Origin of the sequence: Flavisphingopyxis soli (assembly GCF_007995095.1) — a bacterium.
In the GTDB taxonomy this organism is placed as follows: domain Bacteria; phylum Pseudomonadota; class Alphaproteobacteria; order Sphingomonadales; family Sphingomonadaceae; genus Flavisphingopyxis; species Flavisphingopyxis soli.
In genome coordinates this window covers 839759-856245 of record NZ_VOPY01000001.1, presented here as the reverse complement: position 1 = coordinate 856245, position 16487 = coordinate 839759, and the positions used below count along the sequence as shown (strand labels likewise).

General features: G+C 64.9%; 15 protein-coding genes, 2 tRNA genes and 1 pseudogene. 14 read left to right on the top strand and 4 right to left on the bottom strand.

The features are described from left to right. Positions 1–24: 24 nt before the first annotated feature. Positions 25–100, bottom strand: a tRNA-Ala gene (locus tag FSZ31_RS04195). Between the two features lie 107 nt (positions 101–207). After that, positions 208–546, bottom strand: a complete 339-nt coding sequence (locus tag FSZ31_RS04190) for a TIGR02300 family protein (protein WP_147121765.1) — start codon at positions 544–546, stop codon at positions 208–210. A gap of 175 nt (positions 547–721) precedes the next feature. Here FSZ31_RS04190 and aroA point away from each other — a divergent pair, with 175 nt between their 5' ends. The 5 genes from aroA (at position 722) to FSZ31_RS04165 (ending at position 5333) form a co-directional block, all read left to right on the top strand. After that, positions 722–2059, top strand: coding sequence for a 3-phosphoshikimate 1-carboxyvinyltransferase (aroA, locus tag FSZ31_RS04185; RefSeq protein WP_147122544.1), 1338 nt, complete (start codon positions 722–724; stop codon positions 2057–2059). After that, a complete protein-coding gene (locus tag FSZ31_RS04180; protein ID WP_201739117.1) occupies positions 2056–2331 on the top strand; it encodes a CBU_0592 family membrane protein in 276 nt (91 codons plus the stop codon). The genes aroA and FSZ31_RS04180 overlap by 4 nt, the downstream gene beginning before the upstream one ends. Then, positions 2331–2975, top strand: a complete 645-nt coding sequence (cmk, locus tag FSZ31_RS04175) for a (d)CMP kinase (RefSeq protein ID WP_147121764.1) — start codon at positions 2331–2333, stop codon at positions 2973–2975. Before FSZ31_RS04180 ends, cmk begins: the two co-directional genes overlap by 1 nt. A 223-nt stretch (positions 2976–3198) precedes the next feature. After that, positions 3199–4902: a 30S ribosomal protein S1 gene (gene rpsA / locus FSZ31_RS04170; protein WP_147121763.1), complete on the top strand. Its 1704-nt coding sequence runs from the start codon at positions 3199–3201 to the stop codon at positions 4900–4902. 149 nt (positions 4903–5051) lie between these two features. Next, on the top strand, positions 5052–5333 hold the full coding sequence (locus FSZ31_RS04165) for an integration host factor subunit beta (protein WP_147121762.1): 282 nt from the start codon (positions 5052–5054) through the stop codon (positions 5331–5333). A gap of 189 nt (positions 5334–5522) precedes the next feature. Here the strand turns inward: FSZ31_RS04165 and FSZ31_RS04160 are convergent, their stop codons facing one another. Both FSZ31_RS04160 and FSZ31_RS04155 read right to left on the bottom strand, forming a co-directional pair. Then, positions 5523–6284 (bottom strand): ABC transporter permease, encoded by a 762-nt coding sequence (locus FSZ31_RS04160; RefSeq protein WP_147121761.1) that lies wholly within the window; start codon positions 6282–6284, stop codon positions 5523–5525. Further along, on the bottom strand, positions 6281–7249 hold the full coding sequence (locus FSZ31_RS04155; RefSeq protein WP_147121760.1) for an ABC transporter ATP-binding protein: 969 nt from the start codon (positions 7247–7249) through the stop codon (positions 6281–6283). Before FSZ31_RS04155 ends, FSZ31_RS04160 begins: the two co-directional genes overlap by 4 nt. 92 nt (positions 7250–7341) lie before the next feature. On the opposite strand from FSZ31_RS04155, the gene FSZ31_RS04150 reads away from it, so the two are divergent. The 9 genes and pseudogenes from FSZ31_RS04150 to bioB all read left to right on the top strand — a co-directional run bounded on the left by FSZ31_RS04150 (position 7342) and on the right by bioB (position 16352). Beyond that, positions 7342–7427 (top strand) — tRNA-Leu (locus tag FSZ31_RS04150). A gap of 238 nt (positions 7428–7665) precedes the next feature. Then, entirely contained in the window at positions 7666–8604 is a 939-nt protein-coding gene (locus tag FSZ31_RS04145; RefSeq protein ID WP_147121759.1) for an acyltransferase family protein, read from the top strand. Continuing rightward, a pseudogene (locus FSZ31_RS13100) lies at positions 8601–9602 on the top strand (ABC transporter substrate-binding protein); the annotation flags it as partial. The gene FSZ31_RS04145 and the pseudogene FSZ31_RS13100, both read left to right, overlap by 4 nt. A 552-nt stretch (positions 9603–10154) precedes the next feature. Next, positions 10155–10577, top strand: a complete 423-nt coding sequence (locus FSZ31_RS04135) for a DUF4112 domain-containing protein (RefSeq protein WP_147121757.1) — start codon at positions 10155–10157, stop codon at positions 10575–10577. 39 nt (positions 10578–10616) lie between these two features. Continuing rightward, a complete protein-coding gene (locus FSZ31_RS04130; RefSeq protein WP_147121756.1) occupies positions 10617–12149 on the top strand; it encodes an acyl-CoA carboxylase subunit beta in 1533 nt (510 codons plus the stop codon). Continuing rightward, entirely contained in the window at positions 12130–12426 is a 297-nt protein-coding gene (locus FSZ31_RS04125) for a hypothetical protein (protein ID WP_147121755.1), read from the top strand. Before FSZ31_RS04130 ends, FSZ31_RS04125 begins: the two co-directional genes overlap by 20 nt. Next, a complete protein-coding gene (gene mce, locus FSZ31_RS04120; RefSeq protein ID WP_147121754.1) occupies positions 12423–12833 on the top strand; it encodes a methylmalonyl-CoA epimerase in 411 nt (136 codons plus the stop codon). Before FSZ31_RS04125 ends, mce begins: the two co-directional genes overlap by 4 nt. Before the next feature lie 271 nt (positions 12834–13104). Continuing rightward, positions 13105–15351 (top strand): methylmalonyl-CoA mutase, encoded by a 2247-nt coding sequence (gene scpA, locus FSZ31_RS04115; protein ID WP_147121753.1) that lies wholly within the window; start codon positions 13105–13107, stop codon positions 15349–15351. Then, positions 15348–16352, top strand: coding sequence for a biotin synthase BioB (gene bioB / locus FSZ31_RS04110; protein ID WP_147121752.1), 1005 nt, complete (start codon positions 15348–15350; stop codon positions 16350–16352). The genes scpA and bioB overlap by 4 nt, the downstream gene beginning before the upstream one ends. Positions 16353–16487: the final 135 nt, after the last annotated feature.

Below are 16487 nucleotides of genomic sequence, written 5' to 3'. Positions count from 1 at the left end.
TCTAAGGATTTGAGGGGTTTGAATTGGTGGAGCCGAGGGGGATCGAACCCCTGACCTCTACACTGCCAGTGTAGCGCTCTCCCAGCTGAGCTACGGCCCCATCATTTCGCCCGCCGGTCTGGTTCCGGCCGGGCAGGCGCACGCCTTTATGCGAGCGCATCCGGCCATGCAAGGGGCACATCGCCCCGCGCATGGCCAATCAGCGAATCAGGTGTCTTCCTTGTCGTCGTCGCCCTTGCCCTTGACCACGCCAAGGTCGTCGTCGCCGCCAAGATCGACGTCGTTGTCGGGCGAATCATCGTCCTCATCGACATCGATGTCGAGATCGTCGTCGGCGACCTCGTTTTCTTTCTCTTCCTTGGCCTTGGCTTCCTTGTCCTTCTGATTCGCATCATAGGGCATGGTCTGCTTCGACTTCAGGACGGGCTCGGGCGTCCAGGTGTTTTCGCACTCGATGCAGACGACCGGGTCGTCCTTGCCGAGGTCGTAGAACCGCGTGCCGCATTTCGGGCAGGTACGCTTGCTGCCCCATTCCGCCTTCGCCATGTCGAGAAGATTCCATCTAGTTTGGTGAGATGCGGCATCGCCCGGATCCCGTGGGAGCCGCTCTGCCGCGAATTGGCGTGCGCCTTGCCAGAAGCGGGGGCCGCTGTCAAAAACCCTTTCGCGTGGGCGGGCCGTCGATTTGCCCCTGCACCCTCGCCCAGCACAGGAAGCCGTCATCACCCACGCCGCCGACACGCCTCGCCCGACCCGGTTCGCGCCATCACCGCCGCTTCTTGGCACGATTGCCGCGCCGGGCGACAAGTCGATTTCGCACCGCGCGATCATCCTTGCCGGGCTCGCAATCGGGACCAGCCGGATCAGCGGCCTGCTCGACAGCGGCGACGTCGCAGCGACGATCGGTGCGATGCGCGCAATGGGCGCGCGGATCGAACAGGATGGCGATGACTGGGTCGTCCAAGGTGTCGGCGTCGGCGGGCTGATGCAACCGGCCAGCGCGCTCGACATGGGCAACAGCGGCACCTCGGCGCGACTGCTGATGGGGCTGGTCGCGAGCCACGCAATCAGCGCGACCTTCATCGGCGATGCCTCGCTCAGCCGCCGCCCGATGGCGCGCGTCGCCGGGCCGCTCGCCGACATGGGCGCCGCGATAGACGTCGCGCCGGGAACGCGGCTGCCGCTCAGCGTGCGTGGGATCGCCCCCGCCATCCCCCTCGCCTATCGCCTGCCGATCGCCTCGGCGCAGGTGAAGTCGGCGCTGCTGCTCGCCGGGCTCAATACGCCGGGCGCGACGCGCGTGATCGAACCCGTCGCGACGCGCGATCATTCCGAACGGATGCTTGCCGCATTCGGCGCCGACATCGCGGTCGAAACCGATGGCGACGGCGTTCGCACCATCATCCTCACCGGCCGGCGCGACCTCAGCCCATGCGACCTGACGGTGCCCGGCGATATCTCGTCGGCCGCCTTCCCGATCGTCGCCGCGCTGCTGGTGCCGGAATCGCGCGTCACGGTAACCGGCGTCGGGATCAATCCGCGCCGCGCCGGATTGCTGCGCGTGCTGGGCGAGATGGGCGGCGATATCGTCCTCGCCAACCAACGCGATGTCGGCGGTGAGCCGGTCGCCGATATTACCGCCAGCCATTCGGCCTTGCACGGCACCGACATCGCGGCCGATCTGGCATCGGACATGATCGACGAATTCCCGATCCTGTTCGTCGCCGCGAGCATGGCGCACGGGCACACCGTCGCGCGCGGGCTTGGCGAGCTGCGCCACAAGGAGGCCGACCGGTTGGGCGCGATGGCCGCAGCGCTGGCCGCCTGCGGGGCGAGTGCGCGGATCGACGGCGACGACATGATCATCGACGGCAGCGGCGGCGCGCCCCTGCCCGGCGGTGCCACGATCGCCGCAAATCACGACCACCGTATCGCGATGAGCATGGCGGTCGCCGGCCTCGTCAGCCGCGACGGGGTGACGATCGACGACATGGCGAGTGTCGCGACGAGCTTTCCGTCTTTCGTGCCCCTCATCGAACGCCTACAGGCCGGGGCATGAGCATCATCACCCCGTTCGCCGCTGACCTGATCGGCTTTGCCGGCAGCTTCTGCATCGTCGCCGCCTTCGCTTATGCCAATTCGGCCAAGCAGATGAACAAGCTGCTGTTCAACATCGTCAACTTCGTCGGTGCCGCACTGCTCGCGATCTCGCTGACGGTGAATTACAACCTGCCGACGCTCGTCCTCGAGTTCGTCTGGATGGCCATCGCGCTCTACGGCATCGTCGGCGCGCTGAGCCGCCGCCGTTCGCGGCCTGCCGAAACGCGCTGATGATCATCGCCGTCGACGGACCGACCGCCAGCGGCAAGGGGACGATCGCCCGGGCGCTCGCGGCGCATTACCGGCTGCCGCTGCTCGATACCGGGCTGCTCTATCGCGCGGTCGGGGCACAGTGCGCCGCGCTCGGCCTCGATCCCGATGCCGAGGACGAGGCGGCGCGCGCGACCGATTTTGCCGACAGGCTGCTGACCGATCCGGCGCTGCGCAGCGAGGACGTCGGCGGGCTCGCCAGCCGCGTTTCGAAACATCCCGCGGTGCGCGCGGCGCTGTTGAAGCGCCAGCAGGATTTCGCCAACCAGAGCGGCGGCGCGGTGCTCGACGGGCGCGACATCGGCACCGTCATCGCCCCGCACGCCGACGCCAAATTGTTCGTCACCGCCAGCGTCGCCGCGCGCGCCGCGCGCCGCCATGCCGAGATGCTCGGCCGCGGCGAGGATGTGACGCTCGCCGCGATCGCCGCCGATCTTGCCGCGCGCGACGCACGCGACAGCGGTCGCGCGACCGCCCCGCTGACGCGCGCCGACGATGCGCTCTTGCTCGATACGAGCGATCTCACTATAGAGCGCGCCGTCGAGCAGGCGATTGTCCTGGTGGACGAGGCGCTCTCCGCCAAGCGGACGAGCGGCGTCGAATAGACTGGGCCAACCGGTCAAGCGACATGGCAACGATGGACCCACGCCCCCCGCAAGGGAGGTCGGTTTGTTCGCCATGGCGCGATTTGTCGCTTTCCGGGCCTCTTCCTCCATGATCGCGTGACCGGCTCTTCGGCGGCATGGGGTCGTCGGGGAATCTCTGGCCCTCAGACCTCGGGACTTGTCCCGATGGCCGGACAAACGAACGATTAGGACACTCTCACACATGGCCACTAAGGCAAACCCGACCCGCGACGATTTCGCGGCTCTCCTCAATGAACATCTCGGCGGCGAAGACGAAAGCTTCGAAGGTCGCGTCGTCAAGGGCACCGTCACCGCGATCGAAAACGATCTCGCGATCATCGACGTCGGCCTGAAATCCGAAGGCCGCGTCAGCTTGCGCGAATTCTCCGCGCCGGGCCAGCCGTCGACGCTCAAGGTCGGCGACGAAGTCGAAGTCTATGTCGATCGCGTCGAGAACGCGCAGGGCGAAGCGATGCTGTCGCGCGACCGCGCACGCCGCGAAGCCGCATGGGACAAGCTCGAGAGCGAGTTCGGCGAAGAAAAACGCGTCGAGGGCGTCATCTTCGGCCGCGTCAAGGGCGGCTTCACCGTCGACCTCGGCGGCGCCGTGGCCTTCCTTCCTGGTTCGCAGGTCGATATCCGCCCCGTGCGCGACGTCACCCCGCTGATGGACATTCCCCAGCCCTTCCAGATCCTCAAGATGGATCGTCGCCGCGGCAACATTGTCGTGTCGCGTCGCGCGGTGCTTGAAGAAACCCGCGCCGAACAGCGTTCGGGCCTGATCCAGAACCTCACCGAAGGTGCGGTCATCGAAGGCGTCGTCAAGAACATCACCGATTACGGCGCGTTCGTCGATCTCGGCGGCATCGACGGCCTGCTCCATGTCACCGACATGAGCTACAAGCGGATCAACCACCCGAGCGAGGTCATCAACATCGGTGACACGGTCAAGGTGCAGATCATCCGCATCAACCGCGAAACGCAGCGCATCAGCCTCGGCATGAAGCAGCTCGAGAGCGATCCGTGGGAAGGCGCAGAGGCCAAGTATCCGGTCGGCGCCAAGCTGTCGGGCCGCGTCACGAACATCACCGAATACGGTGCGTTCGTCGAGCTCGAAGCAGGTATCGAGGGCCTTGTCCACGTCTCGGAAATGAGCTGGACCAAGAAGAACGTCCACCCCGGCAAGATCGTCTCGACCAGCCAGGAGGTCGAAGTTCTCGTCCTCGAGGTCGATTCGGACAAGCGCCGCATCTCGCTCGGCCTCAAGCAGGCACAGTCGAACCCCTGGGCCGATTTCGCCGAGAAATACCCGATCGGTTCGACCGTCGAAGGCGAAGTCAAGAACGCCACCGAGTTCGGCCTGTTCATCGGTCTCGACGGCGACGTCGACGGCATGGTCCACATGTCCGACATCGCCTGGGGCATCTCGGGCGAGGACGCGCTCGCGCTTCATCGCAAGGGCGAGATGGTCAAGGCCGTCGTGCTCGACATCGATGACGAAAAGGAGCGTATCTCGCTCGGCATGAAGCAGCTCGAAAAGGGTGCTCCGGCAGTCGGCGGCGTCGGCACCGGTCCCAAGAAGAGCGAAGTCGTCACCGTCACCATCCTCGAAGTGCGCGATGGCGGGCTCGAGGTTCAGGCCGGCGAAGACGGCGCGACGGGCTTCATCAAGCGCGCCGATCTCGGCCGCGATCGCGACGAGCAGCGTCCCGACCGGTTCCAGGTCGGCCAGAAGCTCGATGCGATGGTCATCGGATTCGACCGTTCGAAGAAACCCAATTTCTCGATCAAGGCGATGCAGATCGACGAAGAGAAAAAGGCCGTGGCGCAGTACGGTTCGACCGACTCGGGTGCCTCGCTCGGCGATATTCTCGGCGAAGCGCTCAAGTCGAAGAAAACCGACTGATCGTTACGGAAAGCTAACGAAAAACGCCCGGAGCGAAAGCTTCGGGCGTTTTCATTTGATCTTAGGCGATAATTTTCGATGGTCTTAATTTGCATCAATCGGTCCATTATGGCATGGTTGCGTCATATCAGGGCTTGGGAAGCAACCTTATGATCCGGTCTGAACTTGTTCAAATGCTGGCCGACGACAACACCGACCTCCGTCACGCCGAGGTCGAACAGATCGTCGATATCTTCTTCGAGGACATCATTGCCCAGCTCGCCGCTGGCGGCCGCGTCGAACTGCGTGGCTTCGGCGCGTTCTCGACCCGCGATCGCAAGGCGCGCGTCGGTCGCAACCCGCGTACCGGTGAATCGGTCGACGTCCCCGCCAAGCGCGTGCCCTTCTTCAAGGCCGGCAAGGCGATGCGCGAGCGGCTCAACGTCAGCTAGACTTTCGCGCCCGGTCGAATTCTTTGCGTCATTGCGAGGAGCCGAAGGCGACGACGCAATCTCAGCGAAGCTGAAACCCTAGCCGTCGAGACCGACCTTGCGTGTAGGGCTAAGTCATCCTCGCGGGAGATTGCCGCGCGGCTCTGCCGCTCGCAATGACGGGTGGAGGGATGCGGCGGATGGCCGCCATCAGCTTTTCAGCCGGTATCCCGTCCGGAACATCCAGATGACGATGGCGAGGCACAGGCCGAGGAACAGCGCGAGTGCGCCGATGCTCGCCGCCATCGTCACGTCGCCCTTGCCGAAGAAGGTCCAGCGAAAGCCGCTGATCAAGTAGACGACGGGGTTGAACAGCGTCACCGTCTGCCACAGCGGCGGGAGCATCTTGATCGAGTAGAACGCGCCGCCGAGAAAGGTCAGCGGATAGACGACGAGCAGCGGGATGACCTGCAACTGCTCGAAACTCTGCGCCCAGATGCCGATCAGGAAACCGAACAGGCAGAAGGTCACCGCCATCAGGATGAGGAAGGCGAACATCGCAAACGGATGCGCGACGGGCAGGTCGACGAACAGGTGCGCGGTGGCGAAGATGACGAGCCCGACGATGACCGATTTGGTCGCCGCCGCGCCGACATAGGCGATCACGGTCTCAAGCGGGCTGATCGGCGCCGAGAGGATTTCGTAGATCGTCCCCGCCCATTTGGGCATGTAGATGCCGAAACTGGCGTTGCCGATGCTTTCGGTGAACATCGACAGCAGGATCAGCCCGGGCACGATGAACGCGCCGTATGGCACGCCGCCGATTTCGGTCATGCGGCTGCCGATCGCCGATCCGAAGACGATGAAATAGAGGCTGGTGGTGATGACGGGCACGACCAGGCTGGTCCAGAAGGTCCGACCGAAGCGCGCCATTTCGAAGCGATAGATCGCCCATACGCCGAGCAGGTTCATGGGTGCTTCTCCGCAGCGCTTTCGTGGACAAGATCGACGAAGATATCCTCGAGGCTGCTCTGTTTGGTGTTGAGGTCCTTGAAGCCGATATCGAGGTCGCTCATCGCGCGCAGCAGCGACGGCACGCCGGTCGCCTCGGCCTGGGTGTCGAATTCATAGACCAATTCGTGCCCATCGCCGGCAAGCGCGAGGTTCCAGTTGGCGAGCGCTTCGGGAATCGCGCCGAGCGGCTGGGCCAGGTTGAGCGTCAGCGTCTTGCGCCCGAGCTTCTTCATCAATGTCCGCGTTTCCTCGACGATGATCAGCCGCCCCTTGGCGATCACGCCGACGCGGTCGGCCATCTCCTCGGCCTCCTCGATATAATGCGTGGTGAGGACGATGGTGACGCCACGTTCGCGCAAGCCCCGAACCATTTCCCACATGTCGCGGCGCAGGTCGACGTCGACGCCGGCGGTCGGCTCGTCGAGGAACAGCAGTTCGGGTTCGTGGGAGAGCGCCTTGGCGATCATCACGCGGCGCTTCATGCCGCCCGACAGCTCCATGATCTTGGCATCGCGCTTGTCCCACAGGGTCAGGTCGCGGAGCAGTTTCTCGATGAATGCATCGTCGCGCGACCGGCCGAACAGCTTGCGACTGAAGCTGACGGTCGCGAGGACCGTCTCGAACGCGTCGGTGTGCAGTTCCTGCGGCACCAGCCCGATCAGGCGGCGGGCGGAACGATAGTCGGTGCGGGTGTCGTGGCCGAGCGCGTGCGCGCTGCCCCCCGACGGTGTGACGATCCCGCAGACCGCATTGATCAGTGTCGTCTTGCCCGCGCCATTGGGGCCGAGCAGCGCGAAAATCTCCCCGCGCGCGACGGTCAGGTCGACCGCGTGCAGCGCGACAACGCCGCTGGCATAGGTTTTGGCGAGACCGGATATGGCGAGCGCGGGGGTTGCGGGGGTGTCGGGGGCTGGCTGGGTCATGACGATGCTACATAGGGATTGGCCGGGCCGCATGACAGCCCCCATGAGGGACTTGACCCGCGCCGCGCGATCCGGCTTTGCTGGCCCGGCGCGCGGGCGTGGCGGAATGGTAGACGCAGCGGACTTAAAATCCGTTTTCCAACTGGAAGTGCGGGTTCAAGTCCCGCCGCCCGCACCAGTTTTGAAATCCTGTCCGGGGGACAGGATTTCAAAACTCGCGAAGGGAGCGCAGCGACCGAAGGGGTGTGAATCCTGTCCGGGGGACTGTTTTTGAAAACTCCCACAGGGAGCAAAGCGCCCGAAGGGGTGTCCTCGTCTGGCGAACAGGATTGTCGACCTCCCGCATAAGCGCCTAGGCAAGACCTCCCCCTGTCCGCGGTACCGGACGAACCTCGCATCGGGACGCGGCACGAACCATGTACAAGAGCGTCCAATATCTGCGCGGTCTGGCGGCGACGGCGGTCGTGTTCAAACACGCCGCGCATCCGCCCTACGAGCATGTGCTGGGCTATGGCGTCGACCTGTTCTTCGTCATTTCGGGCTTCGTCATGGTCGTTTCGACATCGGGTCGCGATATCGGCGTGGCGAAATTTCTCACCAAGCGCGCCAAACGGGTCCTGCCGATCTGGTGGGTCGCCCTGTTCGTCGTATGGCTCGCGGGGGTCGGTCGCGGCGATCCGCTCGACTGGCTCTCCTCGGCACTGCTGATCCCCTATGATCTCGAGACCGGCTACGGGATCGTATCATGGGGCGTGGGGTGGACGCTCGTCTTCGAAGCGATCTTTTACCTGCTGTTCGGCCTGACGCTCTGGCTGCGCCGACCGGTGCTCCTGCCGATCTTGCTGCTGGCGCTGGTGGCCTATGGCTTCGTCATCGGGCGGCCGGCGATCCCGGTCCTCAACGATGCGACGCATCCGCTCCTGCTGGAGTTCCTGTTCGGCGTCGCGATCGGCTCGTGGGTGGTGGCAGGACGGACCTTGCCGACCTGGCTCGCGCCGACCGGCCTGCTCCTGTTCATATTTTGCGTGTTCCTGCCCGACAGCGGAGAAGTCAGGCCGTTCTCGGCGGGCCTGCCGCTGGCGATGACGATGGCGGGAATGATCGCCTATGAGCAGAAGAACCGGATCGCCGACGTTCGCGTGCTGCATTTCGTCGGCGACGCAAGCTATTCGATCTACCTGTTCCATTATGTCCCGATCCTGCTCCTCGCCGGACGCCTGCCATGGCCTGCGCTGGCAATTGCCGGTCTTGGTGCCGGGGTGATCGCCTATCTCTGCGTCGAGCGACCGCTCTTGGTCGCAATGCGGCCGCGCCATATTGCGGCGGGCACAGGCGCCGCGACGCCGGGGCCATGAGCGCACCCGCGCCTTCATGCTTCGCTAGTGCGCCGCCGCCTACGAATGTGTATCGCCCGCTTATGCGCGCATCCCTTGCCCCCTTTCTTGCCCTCGGCGTTGCGCTGGCCAGCTGCAGCGCGCCGTCGAGCGAGGATGCCGCGCAGGTCGCGCTGATCGGCGGATCGCTCAGGATCGCCGATCCGACGACCGACCGGCTCGACGATGGCGACCGATTGCTGCTGCCCGCACTGTCGCAGGGACTGGTCGGATACGATTCCGACGGCAAGATCGAACAGGGGCTGGCCGAGGCGTGGACCGTCACCAACGACGGGCTGAGCTACATCTTTCGCATCGGTCCAGCGCACTGGAACGACGGTCGCGAGGTGACCGCCAAGGACGTCGCGAATATCCTGACCCGGCGCATCGCCAAGGCCAGCCGCAACCGCCTGTCGGGCGAGGTATTCGCGATCGAATCGATTCGCGCGATGACCGACAACGTCATCGAGATCCGGCTGGGCCAGCCCGAATCGGACCTGCTCGACCTGCTCGCCCAGCCCGAATTCGCGATCGCGTCCAAGCGCCGTGGCTGGGGACCGATGCGCGCGACCGCGGTCGGCGGCCACTGGTTGCTGTCGTGGGCGCCCGAGAGGTTGGGCGCGTCCGCGAGCGAAGACGACCTTCCCCCCGTCGCGCTGATCGACGTTGCGATCAACGCGCCCGATACCGCACTCGCGCGCTTCGGCCTCGGCGCCGCCGATGCGGTGCTGGGCGGGCGTTACCAGGATTTTCCCTACGTCCTCGCCTCGGGCATCGATACCAAGCAGCTGATCATCGATCCCGCGCACGGCCTGTTCGGCCTCGCCTTCGTCAACGAGCGCGGGTTTTTCGCCGCGAGCCAGAACCGCTCTGCAATCGCCAAGGCAATCGACCGCGACGCGATCGTCGGCGCCTTCGGCATCGAGGGCTGGCAGCCGCAGCTGGCGCTGCGCCCGAGCTATGCCGACACGCCGCCGGTCATCGCTCCGGTCCTGCCGCTGTGGAGTGATTCGCCGATGGCCAACCGGCGGATCGAGGCGCGCCGGACGGTCGCCGCCTGGCGCGCCGCGGGCGGAGCGCCGGTCACGGTGCGCATCGCCCTGCCCGACGGTGCCGGTTCGCGTATCCTGTTCGCATCGATCGAGGCCGACCTTGCCGCGATCGGGCTCGTCGCGAAGCGCGTCGCCTTGTTCGCCGACGCCGATCTCAGGTTGATCGACCAGGTCGCCCCGTCGGATAACCCGCTGTGGCTCGCGCACCGGCTGTCGTGCGACGGCGATGTCATCTGCGATGCCGAGATCGAGGCCAAGATCGCGCGCGCCGATGCCACCGCCGATATCGTCGATCGCAACGCGCTGCTCGCCGAGATCGACGCCGACCTGACCGGCTTCGTCCCCTATGTGCCGATCGCCACGCCGTTGCGCTGGGCGCTGGTCGCACAGCGGCTCGACGGCTATCGTGGGAACATCCGCGCGCGCCATTCGCTGGCCCAGCTGGCGCCCAGGCCGCAGTGAAGAACGGGAGATCCCAGCATGCGTGAACCAGACAACCGGCTCGATTCGCTCGCCGCCGCACTCAACGTCGATACGCGCGACCCCAAGGCGATCCGCAAGCGCATCGAGGCGCTTGAAATGATCCTTGAGCGCAGCATCGTCATCCCCGGGCTCGGCCGCCCGATCGGCCTCGACGCCGTCGTCGGCCTGATCCCGGTCGTCGGCGACCTGATCACCGGCGCGATGGGCGCCTACCTCATCTGGGAAGCGCGCAATCTCGGCCTGCCGAAATGGAAGCTCGCGCGTATGGCGGGCAATCTCGGCATCGATACCGTGCTCGGCTTCGTCCCGCTGGTCGGCGACGTGTTCGATTTCGCCTTCCGTTCGAACAGCCGCAATCTGAAGATCGTCACGCGCCACCTCGACCGCCACCATCCCGGCACGGTGACCATTGACCAATAGCCGCGCGATGCGCTTTAGCGGGCGCGCAAAGGGGATACTATGAACGACATCATCGACCGGCTCGAGGCGAAGCGCGCCGCCGCACGGATGGGCGGCGGGCAGAAACGCATCGACGCGCAGCACGCCAAGGGCAAGCTGACCGCGCGCGAACGGCTCGCGGTGCTGCTCGACGAAGGCAGCTTCGAGGAGCTCGACATGTACGTCGAGCACAATTGCGTCGATTTCGGGATGGAAACGCAGAAAATCCCCGGCGACGGCGTCGTCACCGGATCGGGCACGATCAACGGCCGGCTCGTCTATGTCTATTCGCAGGATTTCACCGTCTTCGGCGGTTCATTGAGCGAACGCCATGCGACAAAAATCTGCAAGGTGATGGACAATGCGATGAAGGTCGGTGCGCCGGTCATCGGCCTCAACGACAGCGGCGGCGCGCGCATCCAGGAGGGCGTTGCGTCGCTAGGCGGCTATGCCGAGGTGTTCCAGCGCAACGTGCTCGCGTCGGGCGTGATCCCGCAATTGAGCCTGATCATGGGCCCGTGCGCGGGCGGCGCGGTCTACAGCCCCGCGATGACCGACTTCATCTTCATGGTGAAGGATTCGAGCTACATGTTCGTCACCGGCCCCGATGTGGTGAAAACGGTGACCAACGAGGTCGTGACGCAGGAGGAACTGGGCGGTGCGGTGACGCACACGACCAAGTCGGGCGTCGCCGATGTCGCGTTCGAGAACGATATCGAGGCGCTGCTCGCGGCGCGCGACTTCTTCGATTATTTGCCCGAGAGCAACCGCTCAGAGGTCCCCGAGCGCCCGACCGACGATCCGTGGGATCGGCTTGAAATGGGCCTCGACACGCTGATCCCCGATAACGCCAACCAGCCGTACGACATGCACGAGGTGATCAGGAAGACGCTCGACGAGGGCGATTTCTTCGAAATCCAGCCGGCGCATGCGGGCAACATCATCGTCGGTTTCGGCCGCATCGAGGGGCGCACGGTCGGCGTCGTCGCCAACCAGCCGATGGTCCTCGCGGGCTGTCTCGACATCAATTCGTCGAAGAAGGCGGCGCGGTTCGTGCGCTTCTGCGACGCGTTCGAGATCCCGATCCTGACCTTCGTCGATGTCCCGGGATTCCTGCCCGGCACCAGCCAGGAGCTTGGCGGCATCATCAAGCATGGCGCCAAATTGCTGTTCGCCTATGCCGAGGCGACCGTGCCCAAGATCACCGTCATCACGCGCAAGGCCTATGGCGGCGCGTACGACGTGATGGCGAGCAAGCATCTGCGCGGCGACCTAAACTACGCCTGGCCGACCGCCGAAATCGCGGTGATGGGAGCCAAGGGCGCGGTCGAGATCATCTTCAGATCAGACGCGGGCAATGCGGAGAAGATCGCCGAAAAAACGAAGGAATACGAAGACCGCTTCGCCAACCCCTTCGTCGCGGCGAGCAAGGGATTTATCGACGAGGTCATCGTGCCGCACTCGACAAGACGGCGCGTGGCGCTGGGGCTAAGGAAATTGCGCAACAAGCAGTTGGAAAATCCGTGGAAGAAGCATGACAATATCCCCCTTTGACGAATGGCAAATCGGGATCAGCTTAGTCTTGCTAATCTCCGCAGTCTGGCAAAGCGTACGCGCCTACAGGACGGAGCGGACACGTTGGGAAGCTAAAGATGATATCGTCAAAGACGGATGGATCACCAACTACACCGAAAATCCATGGGCTTACGAAGATAAGCACGAGCAGGTCATGAAAGAGCGTCGCCGTGCAATTCTTAATAACGTTTTCCTTACGCCACTTCTAATTTTCGCTCCCGTAATCGTCTTAGCTATAACAAAGATAGACCTATGAAACTCGGCCGTCTCAACCATATCGGTGTCGCAACGCCGTCGATCCCCGACAGCATCGCCTTCTGGCGCGATGTCATGGGCGCGACGACGATCCACGAGCCCTTCGACATGCCCGAACAGGGGGTGAAAGTGTGCTTCGTCGATACGCCGAATTGCCAGATCGAGCTGATCGAACCGCTCGGTGCCGATAGCCCGATCGCGGGGTTCATCGCCAAGAACCCGGCGGGCGGACAGCATCATCTGTGTTTCGAAGTCCCCGATATCACGCAAGCGCGCGCCGAGTTCGAGGGAGAGGGCATGCGCATCCTCGGCCCCACGCGGATCGGCGCGCACGGCACCCCGATCTTCTTCCTCCACCCGCGCGACATGGGCGGCGTGTTGACGGAAATCATGGAAACGCCGAAATGATGGATTGCGCGCCTGCTCCCTCGCCCCTCTTGAGGGGAGTGATCGCATCTCGGGTCAAAATACTCCCCGGGTATTTTTCGACGATGCCGGGGGCATCGTCGACCCGAGGTGCGGTCACTGGTTGCGCAGACTTGGCGGCTCCGCCGCCTAGTCGCAGCTGGGAGAGGGGTATCGGCCTCTCGCTCATCCGCCCCCCTCTCCAACTTCGCCTAGGCCTATCGGCCAAGGCTGCGTATCCTCTCCCCTTTGCAGGGGTGAGGAGAGTGATCGCATGACCGAAAAAACCCCCACCCTCTCCGACTGGACCGCGCTTGCCGACAGCGAGGTGAAGGGCCGCGACCTGACCTGGCAGACGCCCGAGGGGATCGCGGTCAAGCCGCTCTACAGCGCCGCCGACACCGAGAATATCGACCCCGGGATGCCCGGTTTCGCGCCCTATACGCGCGGCGTGAAGGCGAGCATGTATGCCGGGCGGCCGTGGACGATCCGGCAGTACGCCGGCTTTTCGACCGCCGAGGAGTCGAACGCCTTCTATCGCCGTAACCTGGCCGCGGGGCAGAAGGGGCTGAGCATCGCGTTCGATCTCGCGACGCACCGCGGTTACGACAGCGACCATCCCCGCGTCGTCGGCGATGTCGGCAAGGCGGGGGTCGCGATCGACACGCTCGCCGACATGAAGATCCTGTTCGACGGCATTCCGCTCGACACGATGAGCGTCAGCATGACGATGAACGGCGCGGTGCTGCCGTGCCTCGCCTTCTACATCGTCGCCGCCGAGGAACAGGGGGTTTCGCAGGACCGGCTTTCGGGCACGATCCAGAACGACATCCTGAAGGAGTTCATGGTCCGCAACACATATATCTATCCGCCCGAACCCAGCATGCGGATCGTGGCCGACATCATCGCCTACACGTCCGAGCACATGCCGCGTTTCAATTCGATCTCGATTTCGGGCTATCACATGCACGAAGCCGGGGCGACGGCGGTGCAGGAGCTCGCCTTCACGCTCGCCGACGGCATGGCGTACGTCCGCGCGGCGCAGGAGCGCGGGCTCGATATCGACGCCTTTGCCGGGCGATTGAGCTTCTTTTTCGGCATCGGCATGAACTTCTTCATGGAGGTCGCCAAGCTGCGCGCGGCGCGCACGCTCTGGTCGAAGATCATCGCCGGATTCGGCGGGAATGCGCGCAGCCAGATGCTGCGCACACACTGCCAGACCAGCGGCGTGTCGCTGACCGAGCAGGACCCGTACAACAACGTCATCCGCACGACGATCGAGGCAATGGCGGCGACCTTTGGCGGGACGCAGTCGCTCCACACCAACAGCCTCGACGAGGCGGTCGCGCTGCCGACCGATTTTTCCGCAAGGATCGCGCGCAACACGCAGCTGATCCTCGCCGAAGAGACGGGCATGACCAACGTCGTCGATCCGCTCGGCGGCAGTTACTATGTCGAGGCGCTGACCAAGGCGCTTGCCGACGAGGCCTGGGCGCTGATCGAGGAGGTCGAGGGCCTTGGCGGCATGGTCCACGCGGTCGAGAGCGGCATGCCCAAGCAGCGCATCGAGGAAGCCGCCGCGGCGAAACAGGCGGCGGTCGACAAGGGCGACGCGGTGATCGTCGGGGTCAACAAATACCGGCTCGGCGAAGAGGCCGACATGGACACGCTCGACATCGACAATGCCAAGGTCCGCGCCGACCAGATCCGGCGGCTCGAACAGACGCGCGCCGAGCGCGATGAGGGCCAGGCGCAGGCGGCGCTGAAGGCGATCACGCTTGGAGCAAAGCACGCCCCCCTTTCCGCTCGCCCTGAGCCTGTCGAAGGGCCGTCAGCGCAGGGGCTTCGACAGGCTCAGCCCGAGCGGGATTTGGGCGACGCGCAACCCGGAGGAATCGAAACCAACCTCCTCGCTTTGTGTGTCGAAGCCGCCCGCGCGCGCTGCACGCTCGGCGAGATGTCGGCGGCGATGGAGGCTGCCTTCGGCCGCTACGACACCGTCCCCGTCCCCGTTACCGGCATCTACGGCAAGGCGTATGAAGGCGACGCCGATTTCGCGCGGATCGTCGATGCGGTCGCCGCCATCGCCGACCGGCGCGGCCGCCCGCCGCGCGTGATGATCGCGAAACTCGGCCAGGACGGCCACGACCGCGGCGCCAATGTCGTCGCCTCGGCCTTTGCCGACATGGGCTTCGACATCGTCCCCGGCCCGCTGTTCCAGACGCCGGAGGAAGCCCGCGACCTCGCGCTCGCCCGCGACGTCGATGCGATCGGCTGTTCGAGCCTCGCGGCGGGACACATGACGCTGATCCCCGAGCTGATCCGGCTGCTCAAGGACGCCGACCGCGCCGACATCAAGGTCTTCGCCGGCGGCGTCATCCCGCCCAAGGATTACGCCGCATTGCGCAAGGCGGGCGTCACCGGCATCTATGGCCCCGGCACCAACATCGTCGAAGCCGCTGCCGATTTGCTACAACTGATGGGGCATAATTTGCCGCCGAAAAAGGAATCTGCCGAGTGACCCAGCCCCGCACCGACTGGACCCGCGACGAGATCGCGGCATTGTTCGACCTGCCCTTCGCCGAGCTCGTCTTTCGCGCCGCCGAGACGCACCGCGAACACCACACGCCCGGCGAGATCCAGCTGTGCACGCTGCTCAGCATCAAGACCGGCGGCTGCGCCGAGGATTGCGGCTATTGCTCGCAGTCGGCGCATCACAATACCGGGCTCAAGGCCGAGAAACTGATCGACGTCGATGCGGTGATGATCGCCGCGCGCGAGGCGAAGACGGCGGGATCGCAGCGGTTCTGCATGGGCGCCGCGTGGCGCGAGCTCAAGGATCGCGACATGGACGCGATCGTATCGATGATCTCGGGCGTGCGCGCCCTCGGCATGGAAACCTGCATGACCCTGGGCATGATCGAGCCGCACCAGGCACGGCGCCTCGCCGAGGCGGGCCTCGATTACTACAACCACAATATCGACACCTCGCCCGAACATTATGGCGACATCATCACGACGCGGACCTTTCAGGATCGGCTCGATACGCTCGGTCATGTCCGCGATGCGGGGATGGCGGTGTGCAGCGGCGGGATCGTCGGCATGGGCGAGACGCGGTCCGACCGCGTCGGCTTCGTCCACGCGCTCGCGACGCTGCCGCGTCACCCCGAAAGCGTGCCGGTCAACGCGCTCGTTCCCGTGAAAGGCACGCCTTTGGGCGACATGCTCGCCGACACGCCGCTCGCCAAGATCGACGATATCGAGTTCGTCCGCACCGTCGCGGTCGCGCGGATCACCATGCCCAAATCGATGGTCCGCCTCAGCGCGGGCCGGGAAAGCATGAGCGAGGCGACGCAGGCGCTGTGCTTCCTTGCGGGCGCCAACAGCATCTTCACCGGCGACAAGCTGCTCACCACCGGCAACCGCGGCGACAGCGCCGACGCCGCGCTGCTCGCCAAGCTGGGATTGCGCGCGATGGAAAGCGCAGAGCCGATGCGCGCGGAGCTGGAGGCGGCGGAGTGATCCAACGATTTATCGTGATCGTTGCGCTGTTAATAGCATGGGCGTGTTTTTCACTGACCGCCTACGCGTGGATGCACACGGCGGGCGATCATTGTAAAGGTTTCGGCAATCTCTGGGCCGAGTGTATGGCGCCGC